Annotated in this window: 23 protein-coding genes; 9 read left to right on the top strand and 14 right to left on the bottom strand. The window is 71.5% G+C overall.

Annotated features, from left to right (window positions below):
- Positions 1-10 precede the first annotated feature (10 nt).
- Together V6U89_RS10220 and V6U89_RS10215 are read left to right on the top strand one after the other, a co-directional pair.
- Positions 11-1,018 carry a LacI family DNA-binding transcriptional regulator gene (locus V6U89_RS10220; protein ID WP_334570571.1) on the top strand — a complete coding sequence of 336 codons (1,008 nt, stop codon included), beginning with the start codon at positions 11-13 and terminating at the stop codon, positions 1,016-1,018.
- A 74-nt stretch (positions 1,019-1,092) separates the two neighbouring features.
- Positions 1,093-1,809, top strand: coding sequence for an HD domain-containing protein (locus V6U89_RS10215; protein ID WP_334570570.1), 717 nt, complete (start codon positions 1,093-1,095; stop codon positions 1,807-1,809).
- Here V6U89_RS10215 and V6U89_RS10210 read toward each other — a convergent pair.
- The 3 genes from V6U89_RS10210 to V6U89_RS10200 form a co-directional block, all read right to left on the bottom strand.
- Positions 1,806-3,215 carry a hypothetical protein gene (locus tag V6U89_RS10210; protein WP_334570568.1) on the bottom strand — a complete coding sequence of 470 codons (1,410 nt, stop codon included), beginning with the start codon at positions 3,213-3,215 and terminating at the stop codon, positions 1,806-1,808. The genes V6U89_RS10215 and V6U89_RS10210 overlap by 4 nt on opposite strands.
- 83 nt (positions 3,216-3,298) lie before the next feature.
- Positions 3,299-3,685, bottom strand: a complete 387-nt coding sequence (locus V6U89_RS10205) for a barstar family protein (RefSeq protein ID WP_334570566.1) — start codon at positions 3,683-3,685, stop codon at positions 3,299-3,301.
- Positions 3,686-3,742: 57 nt separating this feature from the next.
- A complete protein-coding gene (locus tag V6U89_RS10200) occupies positions 3,743-4,216 on the bottom strand; it encodes a ribonuclease domain-containing protein (RefSeq protein WP_442933903.1) in 474 nt (157 codons plus the stop codon).
- A 159-nt stretch (positions 4,217-4,375) separates the two neighbouring features.
- Here V6U89_RS10200 and V6U89_RS10195 point away from each other — a divergent pair, with 159 nt between their 5' ends.
- Positions 4,376-4,894, top strand: coding sequence for a hypothetical protein (locus V6U89_RS10195; protein ID WP_334570562.1), 519 nt, complete (start codon positions 4,376-4,378; stop codon positions 4,892-4,894).
- A 112-nt stretch (positions 4,895-5,006) separates the two neighbouring features.
- Here the strand turns inward: V6U89_RS10195 and V6U89_RS10190 are convergent, their stop codons facing one another.
- Positions 5,007-5,951 carry an HNH endonuclease gene (locus tag V6U89_RS10190; RefSeq protein ID WP_334570557.1) on the bottom strand — a complete coding sequence of 315 codons (945 nt, stop codon included), beginning with the start codon at positions 5,949-5,951 and terminating at the stop codon, positions 5,007-5,009.
- Positions 5,952-6,064: 113 nt separating this feature from the next.
- Positions 6,065-6,304 (bottom strand): winged helix-turn-helix domain-containing protein, encoded by a 240-nt coding sequence (locus V6U89_RS10185; protein ID WP_334570552.1) that lies wholly within the window; start codon positions 6,302-6,304, stop codon positions 6,065-6,067.
- Between the two features lie 284 nt (positions 6,305-6,588).
- Between V6U89_RS10185 and V6U89_RS10180 the strand changes: the two genes are divergently transcribed.
- Positions 6,589-6,846 carry a cell division protein DivIVA gene (locus V6U89_RS10180; RefSeq protein ID WP_334570548.1) on the top strand — a complete coding sequence of 86 codons (258 nt, stop codon included), beginning with the start codon at positions 6,589-6,591 and terminating at the stop codon, positions 6,844-6,846.
- A 243-nt stretch (positions 6,847-7,089) separates the two neighbouring features.
- On the opposite strand, the gene V6U89_RS10175 is transcribed toward V6U89_RS10180, so the two are convergent.
- The 3 genes from V6U89_RS10175 to V6U89_RS10165 form a co-directional block, all read right to left on the bottom strand.
- Positions 7,090-7,926, bottom strand: coding sequence for a PH domain-containing protein (locus V6U89_RS10175; RefSeq protein ID WP_334570546.1), 837 nt, complete (start codon positions 7,924-7,926; stop codon positions 7,090-7,092).
- Between the two features lie 144 nt (positions 7,927-8,070).
- A complete protein-coding gene (locus tag V6U89_RS10170) occupies positions 8,071-8,394 on the bottom strand; it encodes a hypothetical protein (protein ID WP_334570544.1) in 324 nt (107 codons plus the stop codon).
- Complete coding sequence (locus V6U89_RS10165; protein WP_334570543.1) at positions 8,391-10,577, bottom strand: EAL domain-containing protein; 2,187 nt, start codon at positions 10,575-10,577, stop codon at positions 8,391-8,393. The genes V6U89_RS10170 and V6U89_RS10165 overlap by 4 nt, the downstream gene beginning before the upstream one ends.
- Before the next feature lie 290 nt (positions 10,578-10,867).
- Between V6U89_RS10165 and V6U89_RS10160 the strand changes: the two genes are divergently transcribed.
- Positions 10,868-11,353, top strand: coding sequence for a hypothetical protein (locus V6U89_RS10160; protein ID WP_334570541.1), 486 nt, complete (start codon positions 10,868-10,870; stop codon positions 11,351-11,353).
- Positions 11,354-11,538: 185 nt separating this feature from the next.
- On the top strand, positions 11,539-12,222 hold the full coding sequence (locus tag V6U89_RS10155) for a DUF1345 domain-containing protein (protein WP_334570539.1): 684 nt from the start codon (positions 11,539-11,541) through the stop codon (positions 12,220-12,222).
- Between the two features lie 10 nt (positions 12,223-12,232).
- Here the strand turns inward: V6U89_RS10155 and V6U89_RS10150 are convergent, their stop codons facing one another.
- Complete coding sequence (locus V6U89_RS10150) at positions 12,233-12,922, bottom strand: HIT family protein (RefSeq protein ID WP_334570537.1); 690 nt, start codon at positions 12,920-12,922, stop codon at positions 12,233-12,235.
- Positions 12,923-12,977: 55 nt separating this feature from the next.
- Complete coding sequence (locus tag V6U89_RS10145; protein ID WP_334570536.1) at positions 12,978-14,780, bottom strand: ABC transporter ATP-binding protein; 1,803 nt, start codon at positions 14,778-14,780, stop codon at positions 12,978-12,980.
- A gap of 81 nt (positions 14,781-14,861) precedes the next feature.
- On the opposite strand from V6U89_RS10145, the gene V6U89_RS10140 reads away from it, so the two are divergent.
- Complete coding sequence (locus V6U89_RS10140) at positions 14,862-15,290, top strand: MarR family winged helix-turn-helix transcriptional regulator (RefSeq protein ID WP_154936353.1); 429 nt, start codon at positions 14,862-14,864, stop codon at positions 15,288-15,290.
- 142 nt (positions 15,291-15,432) lie between these two features.
- On the opposite strand, the gene V6U89_RS10135 is transcribed toward V6U89_RS10140, so the two are convergent.
- The 4 genes from V6U89_RS10135 to V6U89_RS10120 all read right to left on the bottom strand — a co-directional run bounded on the left by V6U89_RS10135 (position 15,433) and on the right by V6U89_RS10120 (position 18,806).
- Entirely contained in the window at positions 15,433-16,458 is a 1,026-nt protein-coding gene (locus V6U89_RS10135; protein ID WP_334570535.1) for a DUF559 domain-containing protein, read from the bottom strand.
- A 186-nt stretch (positions 16,459-16,644) separates the two neighbouring features.
- Positions 16,645-17,838 carry an RNA polymerase sigma factor gene (locus V6U89_RS10130; protein ID WP_334570533.1) on the bottom strand — a complete coding sequence of 398 codons (1,194 nt, stop codon included), beginning with the start codon at positions 17,836-17,838 and terminating at the stop codon, positions 16,645-16,647.
- A complete protein-coding gene (locus V6U89_RS10125) occupies positions 17,835-18,182 on the bottom strand; it encodes a YciI family protein (RefSeq protein WP_334570532.1) in 348 nt (115 codons plus the stop codon). The genes V6U89_RS10130 and V6U89_RS10125 overlap by 4 nt, the downstream gene beginning before the upstream one ends.
- Positions 18,183-18,263: 81 nt before the next feature.
- Positions 18,264-18,806, bottom strand: a complete 543-nt coding sequence (locus V6U89_RS10120; RefSeq protein ID WP_334570531.1) for a carboxymuconolactone decarboxylase family protein — start codon at positions 18,804-18,806, stop codon at positions 18,264-18,266.
- Positions 18,807-19,038: 232 nt separating this feature from the next.
- Here V6U89_RS10120 and V6U89_RS10115 point away from each other — a divergent pair, with 232 nt between their 5' ends.
- Positions 19,039-19,770 (top strand): lysozyme, encoded by a 732-nt coding sequence (locus V6U89_RS10115; protein ID WP_334570530.1) that lies wholly within the window; start codon positions 19,039-19,041, stop codon positions 19,768-19,770.
- 59 nt (positions 19,771-19,829) lie between these two features.
- The gene (locus V6U89_RS10110) at positions 19,830-20,501 is read left to right on the top strand and encodes a peptidoglycan recognition protein family protein (RefSeq protein WP_334570529.1); all 672 of its coding nucleotides are present in this window, start codon (positions 19,830-19,832) and stop codon (positions 20,499-20,501) included.
- Positions 20,502-20,520: the final 19 nt, after the last annotated feature.

The raw sequence follows: 20,520 nt of genomic DNA, 5'->3' as shown, positions 1-20,520 counted from the left end.
GGGGTGGCCATTGGCGACGCTGGCCGACGTCGCCCGCCGGGCGGGCGTCTCCCCCGCCACCGCCTCCCGGGTCATCAACGGCAGCAGCAAGCCGGTCGCCGACGAGCTGCGCGAGCGCGTGCTGCGGGCCGTCGCCGACCTGCGGTACGTCCCGAACGCGCACGCCCAGCTGCTGGCCCGGCCGCAGCGCAGCGTGGTCGGCGTGGTGGTGCACGACGTCTCCGACCCGTACTTCGCCGAGGTGACCCGGGGCCTGCAACGGGTGGCCACCGACCAGGGCCGGCTGGTCATCATCTGCAACAGCTACCGCGACCCGGAGCGCGAGCTGGAGTACGTCGAGATGCTGCGGGGCCAGCAGGTCGCCGCCATCGTGCTGGCCGGCTCGGGCTACCACGACGCCGACTTCACCGCCCGGCTCACCGAGAAGCTGGCCGCGTACGAGGCGACCGGCGGCCGGGTGGCGGTGATCGGCCGGCACGAGCACCCCGGCGACGCGGTGCTGCCGGCCAACGCCGACGGCGCGCGCCGGCTCGGCGCGGAGCTGCGCCGGCTGGGGCACCACCGGGTCGGCGTGATCGCCGGTCCCCGGCAGCTCACCACCACCAGCGACCGCCTCGCCGGGGTGGCCGAGGGGCTGGCAACCGCACTGCCGCCGGAGCGGGTCCGATACGCCGACTTCACCCGCGACGGCGGCGCCCGCGCGGCGGACGAGCTGCTGGCCGCGGCGCCGGGGCTGACCGCGCTGGCCGCGCTCAACGACTCGATGGCGGTGGGCGCGCTGACCCTGCTGCGCGCCCGGGGCATCCGGGTCCCCGATGAGGTCTCCGTCGTCGGCTTCGACGACATGCCGGTGGCCGCCGACGTCACGCCCGCGCTGACCACCGTCCGGCTGCCTCTGGTGGAACTGGGCGCCCGCGCGATGACCCTGGCCCTGGAACCGGCCGTCGGCCGTCCCCGGGTCGAGGTGCTCCCCGCCGAACTCGTCCGTCGCGACAGTCTCGGCCCGGCCCCCGACTGACCACCGAATCGCCGAGCGGTCGCGTACCCGACCGCCCGGTCGGGCCGGTAGTGAAGATCGGCTATAAGTGGTGCATGGAGTTCCCGCCGTACCTCGCCACCATGCCGATGCACGCGATCACCGAGATCCATGGCGAACCCGGCCTGCTGGAACGGTTCCGGCTGGAGATCCGGGCGTTCGACCCGGCCGCGCGGGAGCGGCTCGCCGCCGCCCTCGACCTCGCCGCCGAGCTGCACCGCGACGACCGGCGGGTGCGCGAGCCGTACCTCAACCACCTGCTGCGGGTGGCGATCCGGATGATGCACCACTACCAGGTGCGCGACGTGGACGTGATCGTCGCCGGCCTGCTGCACGACGCGGTGGAGGACCATCCGGGCGAACTGGCCGGCACCGACGTCGCCGACCCGACGGCCGCGGCGCTGGCCACGCTGGCCGCGCGCTTCGGCCCGCGGGTCGCCCGGCTGGTCGCCGCGGTCACCAACCCGGAGTACGACCCCGACCGCGACCGCAACGCCCAGTACCGGGAGCACGTGGCGGCCAGCCTGGACCGGGAGCCGTGGGCGCGGGTGATCAAGATGTCCGACTTCACCGACAACGGGGTGGGCGTGGTCTACACGATCGGACCGAAGGTGGCCCGGTCGGCGGCGAAGTACCGGCCGCTGGTGCCCGTCTTCCGCGACCTGATCAGCCGCCCGGACACCCCGCTGTCGGCGCCGGTGAAGCGACACATCTTCGCCCAGCTGGACCTGGCCGAGGAGCGGTTCAGCGCGATCCTCGACCGGCCCAACTAGGAGCGGCGCAGGACCCGGGTGGTGCCGGCGGCGATGGTGGTGACCAGGATCAGCCCGGCGGCGATCAACCCGTACGCCACCCACACCGTCTCGCCCGTCGGCACGAAGGCCGACTCCTGGCGCAGGTCCACCAGCGGCAGCAGCAGGTCGATCGCGTACACGGGCGCCCGGAACCGCACCGGGCTCGTCGGGTCCAGCGGCGTCGGCGGTACGGCCTCGAAGACCGCGGTGCCGACGACGACCAGCGCCACCAGCCACATCGCGGCCAGGCCGGGCCGGTACCCGTACCCGACGGTGACGTCCTGGAGCAGGCCCCAGAACCGGTTGACCGGGGACTGTCCCGATCGTCGGTGCCGCTGCCCCCGCAACAGCACCGTACGGGCGGCGTCCTCCTCGCCGCGCCGCCGGTACATCCCCGCCAACTGCTCGTACGCCTGGGGTGAGTAGCCGTCCTCGTCGCGGCCGAGCCAGGCGAGGCGCTGCCGGACGTCGGCCCGGGAGTGGATGCTCTCGTAGACCAGGCCGTCGAGCCGCAGCGCCGCCGGCCAGCTCTCGGGGTCGTCGCGCAGCACCCCCAGCCGGGCGTGCCGGAGGTCCACCCGCCCCTCGACCGGCCCGTCGGTGGCGAGGACCAGCTCGGTCGTCTGGAGCTGCCGGCAGTTCAGCACCGGCGTGCGCAGCCGGGCGTGCTCGAAGCAGACCTGACTGCCGACCCGGGCGAAGGAGATGGTGATCCGGCCCTCGGCCGTGAAGCCGTTGCAGCAGCTCAGCGTGCCGCCGACCGCGAGGCCGACGGCGGCGAGGGCGCGCCCCTGCGGATTGGCCAGCGCGGCGCCGTGCAGCCGTACCGATCCCCGGATGTCGGCATGGTGCAGCTGGACCTCCCCGGTGCACCGCAGGCCGTCGCCCCGGACGTCGTGCCCGACCGAGAGCAGCCGGGCGTCGAGCGCCGGCGCCCCCGACAGCCACGCCCGGTCGAGGTCGAGCGCACCGTCGATTGTGGCGGCCGCGAGTCGGACGCCGTCGGCGCACCGGGCGTCGGTCAGCCGCAGGTTGCCCGCCACGACCGCCTTGTCGGCCCAGACCCCGGCCAGCTGGGAACCGGCGAGGTCGATCTCCCGGGTGCGCGCGCCCACCAGCTCGACGCGGTCGGTGAACACGCAGCGACTCATTCGCACCGCGTACGGGATCTCCGCGTACGACAGGTCGAGGGTGCCGGTGATCTCCGCGCCCACCAGCGTCAGGGCGGCCAGCTCACCCGGCTCGGGCGGTACCGCCCCGAGCAGCAGGGCCCGGACGACCGCCGCGCGGACGACCCGATCCTCGGCGTCGGTCAGGTCCACCAGGCCACGGCGCGGGAACGCCGTCCACAGTGCCCTTTCCGGGACGGTCAGCTCCAGCTCCACCCCGCCATGATGCCCGCCGACCGCAACCGGCGACGGCCCGGCCGCCGGCGGGCGGCGGTGGCCCGGTTGCCGGCACCATCGGGTCAGGACGTCGCGGCGGCGACGCGGCGGCGCAGCGCGGGCAGCCGCTCGTCGGTGGTGCGCAGGACGAGCCGGAACGGGTGTCGGCCGTGCGACGACACGTCGTCGCAGACCTGCAGCAGGGTGGCGAACTGCGCGGGCGGCTCGTCGGCGAGGAGCTGCTCGGCGTCATCGACGCGCAGGGCCAGCGGGCCGGCGTCGTCGGAGTCGAGCAGGCAGTCGGCCAGTGCGTCCCAGTTGCGCCCGAACCACTCGGGCAGGTCGAGTGCCTGCGCGAGCAGCCCGAACAGGTCCCCACGGCTGCGGGCGGCGGCTCCTGGCACGACGACGGTGCCGGGGGTCGGCTCGGCGGTCAGCTCCAGCCACGGTGGCAGGTCGGGCGCGTCCATCCGGTCATCCTCCCCGTCCGGTCGGGCCGGCTGGTCCCCGGCCCGACCGCTGCCCGCTCAGAGTCGGTAGAAGTTCGCGTAGTGGTCCGGTGAGAACCAGGTGACCCCGGTGCTCCGGTTGACCACGATCCGGTACGCGTCCCGCGAGGCCCCGTACGCCCGGGGGTAGACGTCGTACTCGTGGTAGGTGGCGTTGGCGGGGAGCTGGCCCTCCCGGTTGTAGAACTGGCCGCCGGCGAAGTTGTAGAGTCCGCCGCTCCAGGTGTACCAGCCCCGGCTGGTCGGGAAGCCCTTGGCGGCCCAGCCGGACCGGGCGGTGCGGGCGTCCGTGCAGCGGGCCATCGTGCACGAGCTGTAGACCGCGGCGGACGCGGAGTGGGTGAGCGCCGGGGTCACCACGGACGGGCCGACGAGCGCCCCGGCGACCATGGCGGTGAGCAGGGCGAACGTGCCGACCAGGCGGCGCAGGCGGGCGAGCGGGGCGGGCGGGGTCACAAGAGTGGTCAACAGGCCCTCCGGATCACGAGGCATCGATCGATGTCGACTCATAGTGTCGGGCCCGGCGGACTCGCCCAGGAAGTCCCCGGCGACCGAATTCGTCCACAACGGTCGATGACATCCCGGTGCCGCCGTCCGGTGGAGCGTCCACGCGATCTCGGCTGCTTCCCCGGGGATGGCACGATGTCCGGCATGGACTGGATGCCGTTGCTGAGCACGGGAGCGGGCGCCCTCATCGCGCTCTCCGGCAGCTTCCTGGTCGACCTGCGGCGGGGACGGGACACCCGGGACCGGGACCGGGACCTCGACCGGTGGCGCACCTGCATCGACTTCGCGCTCGCCCTGGGCACCGCGCACAGCATGCTGCGCAACGCCGCCGCCGGTGACCGCGCCGCGACCACCCGGGCGATGAGTGAGTCCGGGGCGTACCAGGAACGCGAACGGCTGTTGATGTCCGGTACGCCGGAGCTGGTGGTGGCGGGCGAGGACGCGTTCCACCGGCTGGTCGACATGCAACGGCTGATCCGCGCCGGTGAGGACCTGCGCACCGCGGAGGGGCACGAGGCGTACCACCGGTTCGCCGAAAAGCTGTGGATGTTCCGGATGGCGGTGCGCCGGCACTTCGGGCACCGGGCGATCGATCCGGGGACGCTGGACCGCAAGGACTGGTCCGAGCGCAACGAGTGCGTGTACTGCGGCGCCGCCGCCTAGCGACTGCTCCGCACCGAGTGGAGGATGTTGTCGGCGTTGATCCAGCCGTCCGCGATGACGCTCGCATCCAGGCGTGACCACCGGAGGCGAAGCTGGATTGCACACGAACGTCTCAGGCAGCTTTGAAGACGGTTTCGACGTGCCATTCGAGGAACTCGCCGTTCGGTCGGTCAGCCTTCCGCTCAGGCACACTGATCTGACTGCCGGCCTTGGCATAAAACTGGTCACCGTTGCCGAAGTCCTGACGCAGCCGAGGACTGACCATCAGGCGATACTTAGGGTCGACGCCCAGATAGCCCCGATCGAACAGGATGTGCACGTCCGCCTTGAGTAGCAGACCGTTGTCGAGGCGATGCTCCCCACCCTGAGGCAGCGGTCGGATGTGTGCCGCCTGCAGCACCGGCCGAACCCTGTTTCCGGTGATGGCACAGCGTCGTCCATAGGCGCCGAGCACCACGGCCTTGAAAGACTGCTGCCCGAGGCGCTGAGGCAGTAACCTCGGATCGCCGTACACCGGCCCGGGCCGATGCCACGGCTCACTCAGGTCGAGTTCAACGGTGGTGCCGATTAGACGGTGGATGAGCAGGTCGAAGTATCCCGCGACGGACGGGTCGGCAAGGTCGTAGGTTTTTCCGTGCACGACATTCGAGGCGAAGCCAGGCGGCGGATCAACAGTGGACCCGTCGGGAAAAAACGTGGTGTCCCGAACGAAGATGCAACCGATCACCGGGTCTTCGTCGAGTCCGATCGGCTGCCTACGGTATCGCCCGACGTTGCCGCGCATCTCGTCAAGACTCGCGACGCCGTTCGCCTCACCGAACAGTTCCCAGGCCTCGGAAATCTTCAGCTGGGTGAAGCCACTGAAGAAGCCTCCGCCAATGACGCGGTTGAGTGGGTAGTGAGCCTTGAAGAAGAAGGGTTCGCCAGGCGTCAGGGCACGAAAACCGCCACCGGATGGCCGCCAGAAGTTGACTTCGGTCAGCCCTGGGCGTGCAGCCAGGAACCGATACCACTTCTCATCCGTGACGCCCACGAAGCTCTTCACATCGACCAGCATGCACCGAAGTTGATCACCTAGCACCCTCCGAACGGTCGGCGCTGGGCCGTGACCGACTGACGGCGGAACCACCGGGACCCGACCGGCGGTTGCTCAAGACATTGCCGACAGGCTCAGGGTTCGCGCATCCAGGTCTTCGGATCGGTCACGAAGACGCCCTTGCCCTGCTGTCGCCGGATGACCCGCAGGGCCTCCAGCCGGGCGTAGGCCATCTGCACGGTCCCGTGGCTCACCCCGTATTGGTCGCGCAACTGGCTGATCGAGGGCAGCCTGTCCCCCGGTTTGAGTCTCTTGGTCCTGACGTCGGCGATCACATCGTCGGCGATGCGCCAGTAGTCCGGCACTTCTCGCATGGCACTCCTCGCGTGGCAACCCGATTCGATCACAACGCGACGCGCCCAACAAGCAGCGTTGACTCATCTGACTGTTCTAGCTATGTTGCTGGTGAGCCGCTCCTCGCGTGGCAACGAGTTCGGCTCATCCCCCTGGTCGGGGCGGGTGCGCGTGCCCGTCCCGACCCACCGGACCGCTCCGCTGCCGTACCGCTGATGGGAGCTGCGGCGGCGGGGCCGGCGGGCCGCGCGCGGCCGGCGTGCGCGCGGCCCGCCCTTCCAGACAGACTCGCGAGAGGACGCCCGTGACCGAGCTGCATCCCGGCGGCGCCCCGGCCCGGCCGACGCCGCACGAGGTCCGCACCCACGCTTTCCGGCCGCACCGCGACGGCGACCCCGATCAGGTACGCCGGTTCCAGGCCGTGGTCGCCGACGAGCTGACCGACCTGCACCAGCGGGTACGCGAGCTGAGCCAGGAGAACGAGCGGCTCAGGCGGGCGTTGCGCGACTGGCGGACAATGCACGCCCGGGAGTGCCGGCCGCCGAACTCCGGTCCCTGGTGAACGACCGCCCCTCCCCCGGCGACCTGCTCGTCGTCGACGGCCGAGCCTCCGTGCAGTTCGGCGGAGACCGCGCCCTGCTGCTCCGGGTCGTCTCGGTCGGTTCGGAAGAGCCGTACCCGGGCTGGATCTGGCTGGCCGGGTACGTGCTGGACCGGCGGGGCCGGGCGACCGCCCGGCGCGAGGTGTACGTGCAGCTCGCCGGCCTCCGCCCCGCAGGTCAGCCGGCCCCGCCCCTGACCAGCGCTAGAGCCGCGACAGGATCTCGGCCTTCTTCGCGGCGAACTCCTCCTCGGTGAGGATGCCCGCGTCGCGCAGCTCACCGAGCTGGCGCAGCTGCGCGATGGGATCGACCGGCGCGGGAGCCGCCGTCGGTGCCGGGGCGGCAGGCGGCCCCGGGGCGGCGGGCGGCGGCACCGGCGTGCCGGGCAGGCCGGAGTAGTGCCGGGTGTTGGTCCGCTGCTGTTGAGCCAGCCGCGCGGCGTGGGCGGTGTGGTTGATGACCGCCACCGCCTCGCGGGGCTGCGGGATGTCCTCCAGGACCACCAACTCGATACCGTTGGAACGCTGCACCTTGACCACCACGCTGCCGAGGCCGCGGGCCTTCTGGGTGATGGACTGCCGCAGGTCCACGTCGATCACGTCGCCGATCGGCACCTGCTGCGCGTTGGTCGAGAGGAATCCTCGCTCGAAGTACAACATGGTCTCGGTCAGCTTGTACCGGCCGCCGCCGATCCCGGTGAGCGGCTGCCCGACCGCGGCCCAGAGCACACCGGGCTCCAGCGGGGCGGGCGCCTGCGGAGGGGGCGACACCGGCACCGTGCTCATCGGCACCGTGCTCACCGGCACCGGGGTCACCGGCTGCGCCTCCACCATCTCGGCGGGGCTCTGCGCCACGACGGCGTCGGCCGGTGCGCGCATGGCGGGCAGGTTCGCGGGGCCCGGCGCCACGGCGTCGTCGACGTAGAGCTGCCACCCCACCGGGGGCGGCGGCCACGTCGGATCCGGCTGCCAACCGGCCGGCGGGAGCCAGCCCTCGGGTGCCGGCGGCCAACCCGGAGGAGTATTGAATCGCAACGCCATGACGATGCCGCACCTCGTTGAATCGCTGTTCAGGACCGGTAGAGACTAGCCGGGCCGGCACCCGCGCAGTTCCGCCGAAACGACTGATCCACTTGCCCTTCTCGGGTCGTCGGATCGGGTCGGCCCGTGCGCGGTCGGCGCGGTTCAGGGTCGCTCGTCGAGCAGCGGTCTCAGCTGATCCAACAGCTCGGACCGGCGGACGTTGCGGGGCAGGTCGATTTTCAGGTCGATTCCCGGGCCCTTCACCGTCAGCGTCACCGACTGTTGCGGCTCCCGAAGCCGCCAGTTGCGGATCGCGGCCACCAGGTTCTCCATTTGCGGCTGCAACGCGGCGAGGGTTGCCAGGTTCGCGGCGACGGCGACGCCCTCGATGGCGAGGGTCAGCGCCGACATGTCCCGGATCCCCTCGTACGGCAGCGCCACCTCGTCCAGCACCTCGGGCGGTAGCAACAGCTTGATACTGGTCAACGCTCACCCCTCACCATCGCAGCGATACGTTCCCGGTCTGTGGGGCTCAGCGGACGCAACGACGTCGACGCCGTCTCACCGCAGAAATAGCCCTGGACGTGGTGGATTCCGAGGTCGTAGATCTGCTTCAGCGGCACCGGCGCGTCATCGTCGAAGCCCTCCACGATGACCGGTCGAGGGCTGGACGCGTCACCCCGGTCACTGGCGTAGCGCGCGACCTGGACCACCAGACCGAGTTCCTCCAGGGCCAGGTGATGGTGCAGCACCGCCCGGTCGACCTTGATCTGGGTCAGCGGCAGCTCCGCCATCCGCGCCAACGACGAGTAGCCGACGCCGAAGTCGTCCACCGCGAAGCTGATCCGCAGCCGGCGAGCCAGCGCGGTGAGACGCTGGTGGAAGTAGGTCAGCGGCCGCTGCATCCAGTCCTCGCCCGGCCCGGGTGCGATCTCGTCGTGCTCGGAGATCTCGAGGGTGACCGTCCGCGCCTTCAGATCCGCCTCGGTCAGCGCGCGGGCGACCTGGGCGATGTAGGCATCGCTGAGCAGCGAGCGGACCGCGACGTTCACCGAGAGAGGTTTGGTCCCCTCCCAGGGGGAGGCGGCATCGGCCTTGGCGTACGAGTCGACCGCCTTGGCGAACAACAGGCCGTCCCGTTCGATGATGAAGCGGTCACCCCAGGCGTGTGCCATCTGCAGCGCGGTCACGGGTGCCACGGACTCGTTCTCCCGGCGGCGGGCCAACGCCTCGTAGCTGTGGATGCACACTCCCGCCGCGCGCACGTCCAACTCCACCACCGGCTGGAAGACGACGGTCATCGAGTCGATCAGCTTCTGATAGAGGCTGAACGCGTGCTCGTAGAGCGACGACGGCATTCGACCGAAGGACGTACGCAGGGCGGTCATCACCTGCATCTCCGTCAGCAGCGGATCGTCGGGGAGGCCGGAGCTCCAGACGGCTTCCAGCATGACGGCCAACGGCTCGCCCATGTCGAGCGCCGCGAGCGCCGGGTCGACGATGACCAGGGTGTGCGGTCGGCCCGGAGAGGGCAGCCGTACGCAGAGCACCCGCCGCCCGGCGTCGTCGGAGACGACGTGCCCCGGCGACGAGGACCGGGCCAGGGTGGCGTCGGCCGCGCTCAACTCCAGCAGCGGATGCAGTTCGTCCTTGTCGAACCGGGAGGTGAAGCTCATCGCGCGGATGCCGGACGGCGAGAAGTCGACCACGGCGACGGAATGGGCGTCCAGGGCGTACCGGATCACCTCCGCCTTGGTCGCCTCGACGGCCTGGCGGGCCCGGGGAGCGAGCAGGGCTTCGGAGCGGAACAGGCGCCCCAGGAGCTGGCTGATCGAGCTCGACAGGTCGTCGAGCGGGTTCTTGCACGGCCGGCTGGTGCCGGCGAGGGCCGGCGCGCTCAACGGCCGCCGGTCGTGCCGGGGCACCGGAGGCTGGGTGAGGACCGTCGTCGGCCCCCACATCTGCACGAGTTGGACCGGTGGCGGCTGGATTCCCTGTTCGGCCACGAAGGTGGCCATCTGGGCGAAGGACACCCGCCCGTTGCCGTCGGCCGCCTCGCCGTTCAGCGCGCGGAGCAGGTGATGGGTCAGCACGCCGTGCCCGTGCTCCTCGCTCTCCCTCGCCGCCGACCCTTTCGGGCACGCCATCAAGGCACTGTGTCGGTCGACCTGGGTGCGGTAGGTCTGCATGGCCTCCGCGTGCCGCAGGTCGGCGTCCAGGTATGTGCCAGCGTGGCAACAGTCGAGGATGAGGAACGAGGTGCCGGCGAACGCCTCGAACACGTCGCGTTTCAGGAACGCCATCCGGAGGCCGTTGTCCGGCTCGCTGAGCAGCGCGTCGGGATCGAGATCGGCGGTGACGAGGTAGGCGTCGGGCTGGCTGCTCCACTCCGGCCGTAGAGCGTGGCCGGCGAAGTAGACCAGCAGCACGTCGGAGGGGCCCGCGTCGAGCGTCAGCTCCCGCAGCCGCCGCTTGATGTCACGCCAGGTGGCCTTCGCGCCGACGTACAACTCGACATCACCGGGGTCGAACGTACCGACCTCCCGGTCGAGCAGGACGTCGCTCATCGCTCGGGCGTCGCTCTCCGCGTAGCGCAGCGGCGGAAGCTGGAGGTCGTACCCGCACTGGTTCACTCCGATCAGAACTGCCCACCGCTGGATCGGCTTCATTGAGGACCCCCGGGACGAACGCCGCGCAGCTACGTTGCGAGATCAGAGCAATACTCGCGGTCACCCTATCGGATCTTCGACTCCGGCGGGCAGTCGGAAATGTGTCATGCATGAAAGGACCAGAGCGGACCACACCGTCGCTGCCCGAAGAGCACCGGGTCGCCGTCCGGGTCGATCACCCGGCACTCGCCTCCGCACCGCGCCACCCACCGATGCCAGGCGCCATCGGGTAATCGAGATCGACTTTTCGCGTACCCCCACGGGGACGCCGGCACCCCTACGATGCGCCCATGCCCCTCTCCGCCGCAGCAAGCCCCGATACCGCCAGCTGGACGCCGCCCCGACGGCCGGACTGCTCCTGCCCCGAGCACGACGAGGACCTCGCCGACCTGGTGCTGCCCTCCGCCGAGCCCGGCGAGCCGCCGATGACGCTGCCGGATCTCGTCGCCGCGAACGCCCTCGGCGTCCTGCCCGCCGAGCCACGCGACCGCTGGTTGGAGGTACACGACGAGTCGGACTCGGGGCCGGCGCGTCTGGGCCCCTTCCACTGGGGTCTGTGGCTCGGCGACGAGGCCCGGTCGTGCTATGACGACGACTCGGAGCGCTCGCTGGACCAGGCGCTGCTGGACCGTCCGGGCGTCGAGCGGGTCGAGTGGATGGAACGCGAGGAGTTCCTGGTCGGCGCTCCCACCCTGTGCGGGAGCGGGCTGATCGCCGCCATGGCGCGCGCCCTGGCCGACCCTCGGGTACGCGCCGCCGGGCCGCCGACCGCCTAGGTCGCGCCCTGCCGATCTTGTAGTGGTTGATCGTTGGCGGTGTGCCAGTGGCGCGTCGTGGTGATGACCGATGAGGCGTGGGGCGGTCTTCACCGACGTCGGTCAGTGGCCCATCCAGGTTACCAACAAGCTCGCTGTGCGCGGCTATCAGCACGCCGGGCGGTGCGATGGGCGACACTCGGACGATGACCGGCATGCCCCCGGAGACGTTGTATCACCGATGCCTGGGCTGGCACGCCCCTGCCCTGCGGCGAGCCGTCCTCGTCGCCTCCATCGGGCTCATTGTCGCTCTCGCGCTCCTGCCGTTCATGACGTGGCAGTTGGCCGCGGTCGGGGGCTGGGACGCCGCCGCGCTCTCCTTCCTCCTCAGCATCTGGCCGGTCATCATCCGAGCGGACAGCTCTCACACCGAGGAGATGGCCATGCGTGAGGACGAGACGCGGGTGACCGCCGCAGTGCTGCTGGTAGCAGCGGGCGTCACCAGCCTGCTGGGTGTCGGCCTTGCTCTCAGCCTCGCCGGCAAGCAGAGCGGCTCGACGCGGGTGCTGCTCGTCGGCGTCGCAATGCTGACGGTCCTGCTGTCGTGGACCGTTGTCAACACGGTCTTCACCCTGCGCTACGCCGACCTGCAATTCCGATCGACGACCGGGGGGATCGGCTTCGAGGGCCAGCCTGCGCAGGGGCAGACCACCTACCGCGACCTGGCCTATGTCGCCTTCACGATCGGCATGACCTACCAGGTGTCGGACACGGCCATCAGCGATCCGAAGATCCGGGGCAGCGTGCTGTCCCATGCCGTCCTGTCGTACATATTCGGTGTGGTGATCGTGGCGGGCTCCGTGAGCCTCGTCGCCGACCTGGCCCGCTGACGATGTCCGACTACCGACCGGCCGGTTCGCTGGTGGGCGACCGGTGGCCGCCGTGGCACGCGATCAACGCGTCCGCCACGATTCCAGCGTCAGCTTCGGCGACGTCCGCCGGGTACTCCGGCAGCAGGTCGTCCCAGACGACCAGCCACGACCCGTACAACTGGGCCTGTCCTTCGGGCCGAGCGAAGAACCAGACGTGCAGGTGGGCGCCACCATCTCCGATGCGGTAGACGTGGGCCCGCGAGATGTGCGGCAGTGCCTGGATGTGGCGGACGATGCGAGTGCTCAACAGCCCCAGTTCGGCGGCCAGTTCGTCAGGTAGATCCGCCATGTCGTAGTGATCGCGCGGTAACAGCATGAGCACCAGCGGGACGCCCACTCCCGGAATCCGGGCCAGCCGCCAGTGATCGTTGAACCAGATCCCTTCGTCCCGGTCGCGGCACGCGTTGCAGTCCGACGGATCCTCGCCGTGCCGTGGGGGCTCCGGGAGCACCGGCGGGCGCAGCGGCGCTACGCGTAGTCCGTCCGGCTCGAACGGACTGATCTCCCATCCCGTCATGCGGGCCAACGGGAGCCGGCGCTCGCTGTCCGCGACGGCGACTGCGTGGTCGTAGAACTCGTCCGGTTGCAGGGCCATGCGGCGAAGACTAGTACGACAAGATCCGCAGTGGTCGACAGCCTCGTTGTGGCTGCCAGGCACCGCCCGATGGTCTCGGGCCCTCCGCCGACGCCGCCGGAGCCCCGGCGGCGCCGGGTCAGCGGGCGAGCGCCGCGTAGCGCCCGTCGCGGTCGATCAGCATGTCGTGGGTGCCGGACTCGACGATGCGCCCGTGGTCGACCACGGCGATCTGGTCGGCGTCGCGCACGGTGGAGAGCCGGTGCGCGATGGTGATCACGGTACGACCCCGGGCGAGCTGGTCGAAGGCCCGCTGCACCGCCCGTTCGGTCTCGGTGTCCAGGGCGCTGGTGGCCTCGTCCAGCACCAGGATGCGCGGGTCGCGCAGCAGCGTGCGGGCGATCGCCAGGCGCTGCTTCTCCCCGCCGGAGAAGCGGTGCCCTCGGGAGCCGACCACGGTGTCGTACCCGTCGGGAAGGCCGGCGATGAGGTCGTGGATCTGCGCCGCGCGGGCCGCGTCCTCGATCTCGGCGTCGGTGGCGTCGGGCCGGGCGTACCGGAGGTTCTCCCGCACGGTGGTGTGCAGCAGGTACGTCTCCTGGCTGACCACGCCCACCACCGCCGCGAGGTCGGTCAGCCGCAGGTCGCGCAGGTCGACGCCGTCGATGGTGATGCGGCCGCTGCCGGGGTCGTGCAGGCGGCTGACCAGGGCCGCGAGCGTGCTCTTGCCGGAGCCGGTCTCGCCGACGAGTGCCAGGCTGGTGCCGGCCGGCACGTCCAGGGTGATCCCGGCGACGGTGGCGGTGTCGCTGCCCGGGTAGCTGAAGGTGACATCCTCCAGGCGCAGGTGGCCGCGGACCCGCGCCGGGTCGATCTCGACCGGGTGCGCCGGGTCGTCCACCTCGACCGGGAGGTCCAGGTACTCGAAGATCCGGGCGAAGAGCGCCAGTGACGCGGTCAGTGAGACGCCGACGTTGAGCAGCCCCATCAGGGGGCGGAACAGCCCGCCCTGCAGGGCGGTGAAGGCGACCAGGGTGCCGATGCTGAGGGTGCCGGCGGTGCCGGGCAGGCCGGCGCTGAGGTAGATCACCGCCGGGATGGCGGCGAAGATGACGGTCATCGTGGCCATCCGCCAGCGTCCGGCCAGCTCGGAGCGGAGTTCGAGGTCGACCAGGCGGGCCGACGAGGTGGCGAACCGGTCGATCAGCGCGGCGCCGGCGCCGAGGGTCTTGCTGAGCTGCACGCCGCTGATCGACAGCCCTTCCTCGATGGTGACGTTGAGGTCGGCCAGTTCGCGCTGGCGCTGGGCGGTGATCTCGCGCCGCATCCGGGCCACCTTGCGGGTCAGCCAGATCGCCGGGGGCAGCACCAGGAGCGAGACCAGGGAGAGCCGCCAGGAGAGCGCCACCATGGCGACCGCGGTGGCCACCACGGTGGTCAGGTTGGCCGCGATCGAGGTGGCGGTGGAGGTGACGACGGTCTGCATGCCGCCGATGTCGTTGGTGATGCGCGACTGCACCTCGCCGGTGCGGGTGCGGGTGAAGAACGCGATCGACTGGCGGTGCAGGTGGGTGAAGACGTCGGTGCGCAGCCGGTGCATCACCAGTTGACCGACACGGGTGGAGATCCAGGTCTGCACGACGCCGAGCACGGCGGTCACGGCCGCGACCGCCACCATGCCGACGACCAGCCAGACCAGCAGGGTCAGGTCGCGCTCGGGCAGGGCGCGGTCGATCACGGTACGCAGCAGGAACGGCGTGGCCATCGCCAGCACCGACGAGATCACGATGATCACGGTGATGGTGGCCAACTGCCAGCGGTACGCGGTGAAGAGCCGGCCGATGCGGCGCAGCGACACGTCGCGGGCCTGGGCCTTTTCGGCGGCGGAGACGGCACGGGGGGCGCCGCCGCGGCCCTCCCGATGGGTGGGGGTCGGGTCCAAGGAGTGCCTCTTCCTGTCGGGACTATTGCTGAGGTTACCTCATCATGAGGGAACAACAGGAGTTGCTGCTACCGTATTCCCGTGGACGCCGACGAGCGCGAGGCGCACGACGAGAGCCTGGCCGAGCTGTTCTGGGCGGTGGCCCGCCGGCTGCGCCACCAGTCCCGGCAGACCCTCGAGCCGTGGGAGATCAACCCCGGCCACGCCCGCGCCCTCGCCGTGCTCGGCCGACACGGGCCCATGCGGCTCAGCGCGCTCGCCGACCACCTGCACATCGCGCCCCGCTCCACCACCGAGGTCGTCGACGGTCTGGAGGAACGCGGGCTCGTCGCCCGCCACCCCGACCCGGCGGACCGGCGCGCGACCCTGGTCACGCTGACCGACGAGGGTACGCGGATCGGCGCGGCGATCCGTGCGGCCCGTACCGCCGAGGCGGACCGGTTCTTCGGTCATCTCTCCCCCGCCGACCACGCCCACCTGACCCGCATCCTCCGCACCCTCCGCGACTGACCTCATCCCGCCTTGTCCGGCGGCGGGGCTATCGGCTAGCAGGGCCCGCGGCGACGCCGGCGCACACCCGCTGCCTGCTTCGCCACGTGCGGCCTGACCGTGTTCGACGGCGAGGCTGCCCGCCTCGCGCCTGCCGACACCGTCACGCGCTCGGGCGGCGGCTGGCCAGGATCGCCAGCACCTCGCGGCGTACGGCGTCGGTCTCGTGCACCAGGCGGCGGTGGGCGAAGCGCACCACGAGGATGCCGGCGGTGGCGAGCAGCGCGTCCCGGCGCAGGTCTGTCTCGCGTTGTCGTGGGTCGGCGTGGGTCGCGGCGCCGTCGAGTTCGAAGTCGACCCGCTCCCGCTCGGCCCAGACGTCCAGGTACATCGTCCGGCGACCGATGACGATCCGCTTCTGCCGTTGGAACGATGGCATCCCGGGGCCGGTGAAGACATGGTCGTGGCCCCAGATCTCCAACGGGCTGCGGCAGCCGGCCCGGAGCCGATCGAGCAGCGTCCGCAGCTCGGCGCGACCGGCGAGGCGCGGCGCGCGGTCGAGGGCGGCGGCGATGCGCTCGGGCGTAGTCAGGCGATCGTTCACCGCCCGGATCACCGGTGCGGGGCGGTCCGCGGCGGGCAGCAGCGGCCACGCGTCGACCAGAGCCTGCTCCAACCGAACCACCGGCATCCCCGCCCGGGTCACCACCTGGGGCGGCCCCACCACGAATCCTTGGCGGTGGTGCACCGCCAACTGGAGTCGGGGGCGGACGCCTGAACCGCGCGGCGCGTCCAGGTGCACGGGCTCGTCCACGGGTTGGCGGCGCAGGCCCCACACGTCGAGGGCGGTGAGGCAGCTCAGGGCCGCCCGCCCGTCGGCGTAGGCGAGGGCGGCACGCCTCCTCGCTCCTGGCTCGAGACGCAGGAAGGCCGGAGCGTCGAGCGGACGATCGACGCGGACGGCTTCGTGGTTCGGGCCGGCCTGGGTCGGCGGGAGGCTCGGGCCCACCTCCTCTCCCGAGGCGCCGGGCTCGCCAGGAGCCAGATCGGCATCGACGTAGACGCCGGGCAGCACGCGCAGGAGTAGACCGGCGTGGCAGGCGTGCCACAGCACCCACTCGGGGACCACCTCGGTCACCACCCGCCGGGTCACCACTCCCCCGCCCCGCTCCAGCAGAGCCAGCAACATCGGATGCACCCCGGAAGGCTGCCGCCCACCCCACCCCGCCCGCTCCCCCGCCTCGCCTTCCTGGGGACACCACCCCCGCCTGTGGAGAACCCCCACCCCGGCGGCTCATCTGCTACGGCGTGCCCATGATCGGGTCGCAGAATCCGAGAGGCTGGTCGGCGTGTCGTCTCGGAAAGACGTACTGGATCAAGAAAGGGCGGCGAGCTGGGCGCGGAGGTGGGCGCGCTCGGGTTCGTTGGCGGTGTGGGTGAGGGCGGTTTCGTAGGCTGCGGCGGCCTCGGTGGGGCGCCCCAGGCGGCGGAGGAGGTGGGCGCGGACGGCGTGGTAGACGTGGTACGTGTCGAGGTGCAGGTCGTCGACGAGGACGAGCGCCACGGCGGGGCCGTGCACCTCGGCGACGGCCACCGCCCGGTTCAGCGCCACCACCGGGGTCGGGGTGAGGGCGTACAGCTGGTCGTAGAGCTGGAGGATCTGGGACCAGTCGGTGGGGGCGTCGCTGTGCACGGCGTTGATCGCGGCCTGGAGCTGGTACGGGCCGGGGCGGTTGCGGCGCAGGCAGCGGCGGACCAGGGCCTGTCCCTCGGCGATCAGCGCCTGGTCCCAGCGGGTGCGGTCCTGCTCGGCGAGCGGGACCAGGGCGCCCTGGGCGGTGACCCGGGCGGGGCGGCGGGCCTCGGTGAGCAGCATCAGCGCGAGTAGGCCCAGCGCCTCCGGCTCGTCGGGCATCAACTCGACCAGCAGCCGGCCCAGGCGCGCCGCCTCGGCGCAGAGCTCGGTGCGGACCAGCCGCTCCCCGGCACTGGCCGTGTACCCCTCGTTGAAGATCAGGTACACCACGGCGAGCACCGCCCGGAGCCGGTCGGGCAGGTCGGCGTCGCGCGGGACGCGGTACGGGATCCCGGCGTCGCGGATCTTGGCCTTGGCGCGGACCAGCCGCTGCGCCATGGTGGCCTCGGGGACCAGGAAGGCGCGGGCGATCTCGGCGGTGCTCAACCCGCCGAGCAGGCGCAGGGTGAGCGCCACCCGGGCGGCCGGGCCGAGCGCCGGGTGGCAGCAGGTGAAGATCAGCCGGAGCCGGTCGTCGCGCACGGGTCCCTCCTCGGCCGGTGGCTCCTGGGCGTACAGCAGCGCGGCCTGGGCGTGCCGGTCCGCCCGCGAGGCCTCCCGCCGCAGCCGGTCGATGGCGCGGCGGCGGGCGGTGGTGATGATCCAGCCGGCCGGGCTGGGCGGCGGGCCGGTCTCCGGCCAGCGCCGCACCGCCTCGGCGAAGGCGTCCTGGACCGCCTCCTCGGCGAGGTCGATGTCGCCGAGGACGCGGACCAGCACGGCGACCGCCCGGCCGTACTCGGCGCGGAAGGCCGCCTCGACGTCGAGGGTCACCCCTCGCCCTGGAAGGGGCGCACCTCGATCGGCAGGGTGGTGGCGAGGGCGTACCGGCGACCCCAAACGAGAGCGGCGTCGAGATCGGCGGCGCGGATGATGGTGAACCCGCCCAGGTACTCCTTGCCCTCGACGAAGGGGCCGTCGGTGACCAGCACCTCGCCGTCCTTCGGGCGCAGCACGGTGGCGGTCTCCGGGGCGTGCAGCCCCTGCCCGAAGACCCACGAGCCGGTCGCCTCCAGCTCCTCGCGGATGGCGCCCAGCTCCCGCATCACCCCGGCCAGGAACTCCGGGTCCGGCGTCCCGCCCTCGGGCTGGTACATGCTCAACAGGTACTGCTTCATGTCGTCCTCCCGGTGTGGATCGGCTTCCACTCTCCACACGAACGACGGGCGGCCGGATCGACACTCCGGCGACGGATTTTCTCAGGCGCGGTAGCCGGCGGTCAGGATCCGCTGCGCGGACATCGCGTACGCCCTGGGGTCGTCCGGGGTGGCGGCGCCGAGCCCGTCGACGTACCGGTTGTACATGCTGAAGGCGGCGGCGATCAGGACCACGTCGTGGATCTCCCGATCGGTGGCGCCGTGGGCGCGGGCGGCGTCGACCAGCTCGCCGGTGACGGCGCGCCCGTCCTCGCGGACGGTGTCGGCGAGGCGGAGCAGGGCGCGCAGCTTCTCCGGCACCGGGGCGGTCGACAGGTCGGCGAGGACCCGGTCGACCAGGTCGGGGCCGTCGTCGAGCTGGGCACCGGCGGTGGCGGAGTGCGACGCGCGGCAGAAGTCGCACCCGTTGCGGCCCGAGACGTACGCGGCGATCAGCTCGCGTTCACCGCGGCTCAGGCTGCTCGGCCCGCGCAGCAGCACCTCGGCCAGGTCCATCAGCGGTCCCGCGGTCTCCGGCCGGTACCGCAGCAGGCCGACGATGCCGGGCTCGCGCCGTTCGTCCACGCCGAGGTCGATGTGCGCCATCCGGTCACCCTTTCGTCGGCCGCGCCCACCCGGCTCGGCAGCTGGCCCCGCCATTCTGGCGGCTACGTCGACGCGGATCCATGGCCGGACGGTCAGGTGTGGACGGAGGGGACACACACTCCATAGATAATCTTGACTTAGTCTATTGAAATTTATCTACGTCTCATGACCTAATACTGACAGTTCCTTTCGTCACTCCCGCCGCCCCCGCGGCGCCCCCCAGGGAGGAAAGATGAACCGTCTCCGCGCGGCCGCGGCCGCACTGCTGGCGACCGTCACGGTGGTCGCCACCGTCGGCCTCGTCTCCGGCTCCGCCAGCGCCGCCCCCGCCGGCCTGCCCGGCATGGACGTCTCCAGCCACCAGGGCAACGTGAACTGGTCGGCCGCCTGGAACAACGGCGCCCGGTTCGCGTACGTCAAGGCCACCGAGGGCACCTACTACACCAACCCGTACTTCGCCCAGCAGTACAACGGCTCCTACAACGTCGGGATGATCCGGGGCTCGTACCACTTCGCCCGCCCGGACACCACCAGCGGCGCCACCCAGGCCAACTACTTCGTCGACCACGGCGGCGGCTGGTCCAAGGACGGCCGGACGCTGCCCGGGGCGCTCGACATCGAGTACAACCCGTACGGCGCGACCTGCTACGGCCTGAGCCAGAGCGCGATGCGCAGCTGGATCGCCTCGTTCGTCAACCAGTACTACGCGCGCACCGGCCGGTGGGCCACCATCTACACCACCACCGACTGGTGGACCACCTGCACCGGCAACACCTCGCAGTTCGCCGCCAACAATCCACTGTGGATCGCCCGCTACGCCAGCACGGTGGGCACCCTGCCGGCGGGCTGGCCGACGTACTCCTTCTGGCAGTGGTCGTCCTCGGGCGTCTTCCCCGGTGACCAGAACGTCTGGAACGGCACCCTGGACCGGCTCCGGGTGTTGGCCTGCAACGGACCCTGCTGACCCCCACCGGCGGCGGGCCGCCCGGCCCGCCGCCGGCACCACCGACGAAGGAGGCCACCATGTCCGTACCCGTGTCCCGCCGGGCCGCGCTGCGCGGCGCGGTCCTGCTCGGCGCCGCCGCCGGCGCCTCCGCCCTGACCCAGCTCGGCGGGGGCCGCGACGCGCGCGCCGTCGCCACCCGCGTCGACCAGCCCGTCATCGCCAACTGCGCGACGTGGGGCGCCCGACCGCCGTCGCAGCCGGTCAGCGTGGTGCAGAGCCGACCCAACAAGATCATCGTGCACCACACCGCGTTCCCGAACACCACCGACTACAGCCTGGCCAAGGCGTACGCGAACTCCCGCGACATCCAGAACCTGCACATGGACAGCAACGGCTGGCTCGACTCCGGGCAGCACTTCACCAACAGCCGCGGCGGCTACCTCACCGAGGGCCGGCACGGCAGCCTGTACGGGCTGCTGCACGGGCAGACCATGGTGCAGGGCGCGCACTGCGTCGGGCAGAACAGCCAGGCGATCGGCATCGAGAACGACGGCATCTACCTGGATGTGCAGCCGCCGGCGGCGCTCTGGAACAGCCTGATCGTCTTCTGCGCCTTCACCTGCCAGCAGTACGGCATCGCGCCCAGCGAGATCTACGGGCACAAGGACTTCAACAGCACCCAGTGCCCCGGCCTGCTGCACGGCCGGCTTCCCGAGCTGCGCGCCGCCGTCGCCGCGCGACTGGGGTGATTGCTTATATAAGCCTCGG

It is taken from the genome of Micromonospora sp. CPCC 206171 (assembly GCF_036906755.1).
Taxonomy (GTDB): Bacteria; Actinomycetota; Actinomycetes; order Mycobacteriales; family Micromonosporaceae; genus Micromonospora; species Micromonospora purpureochromogenes.
This window is presented reverse-complemented; position numbering and strand designations above follow the sequence as displayed.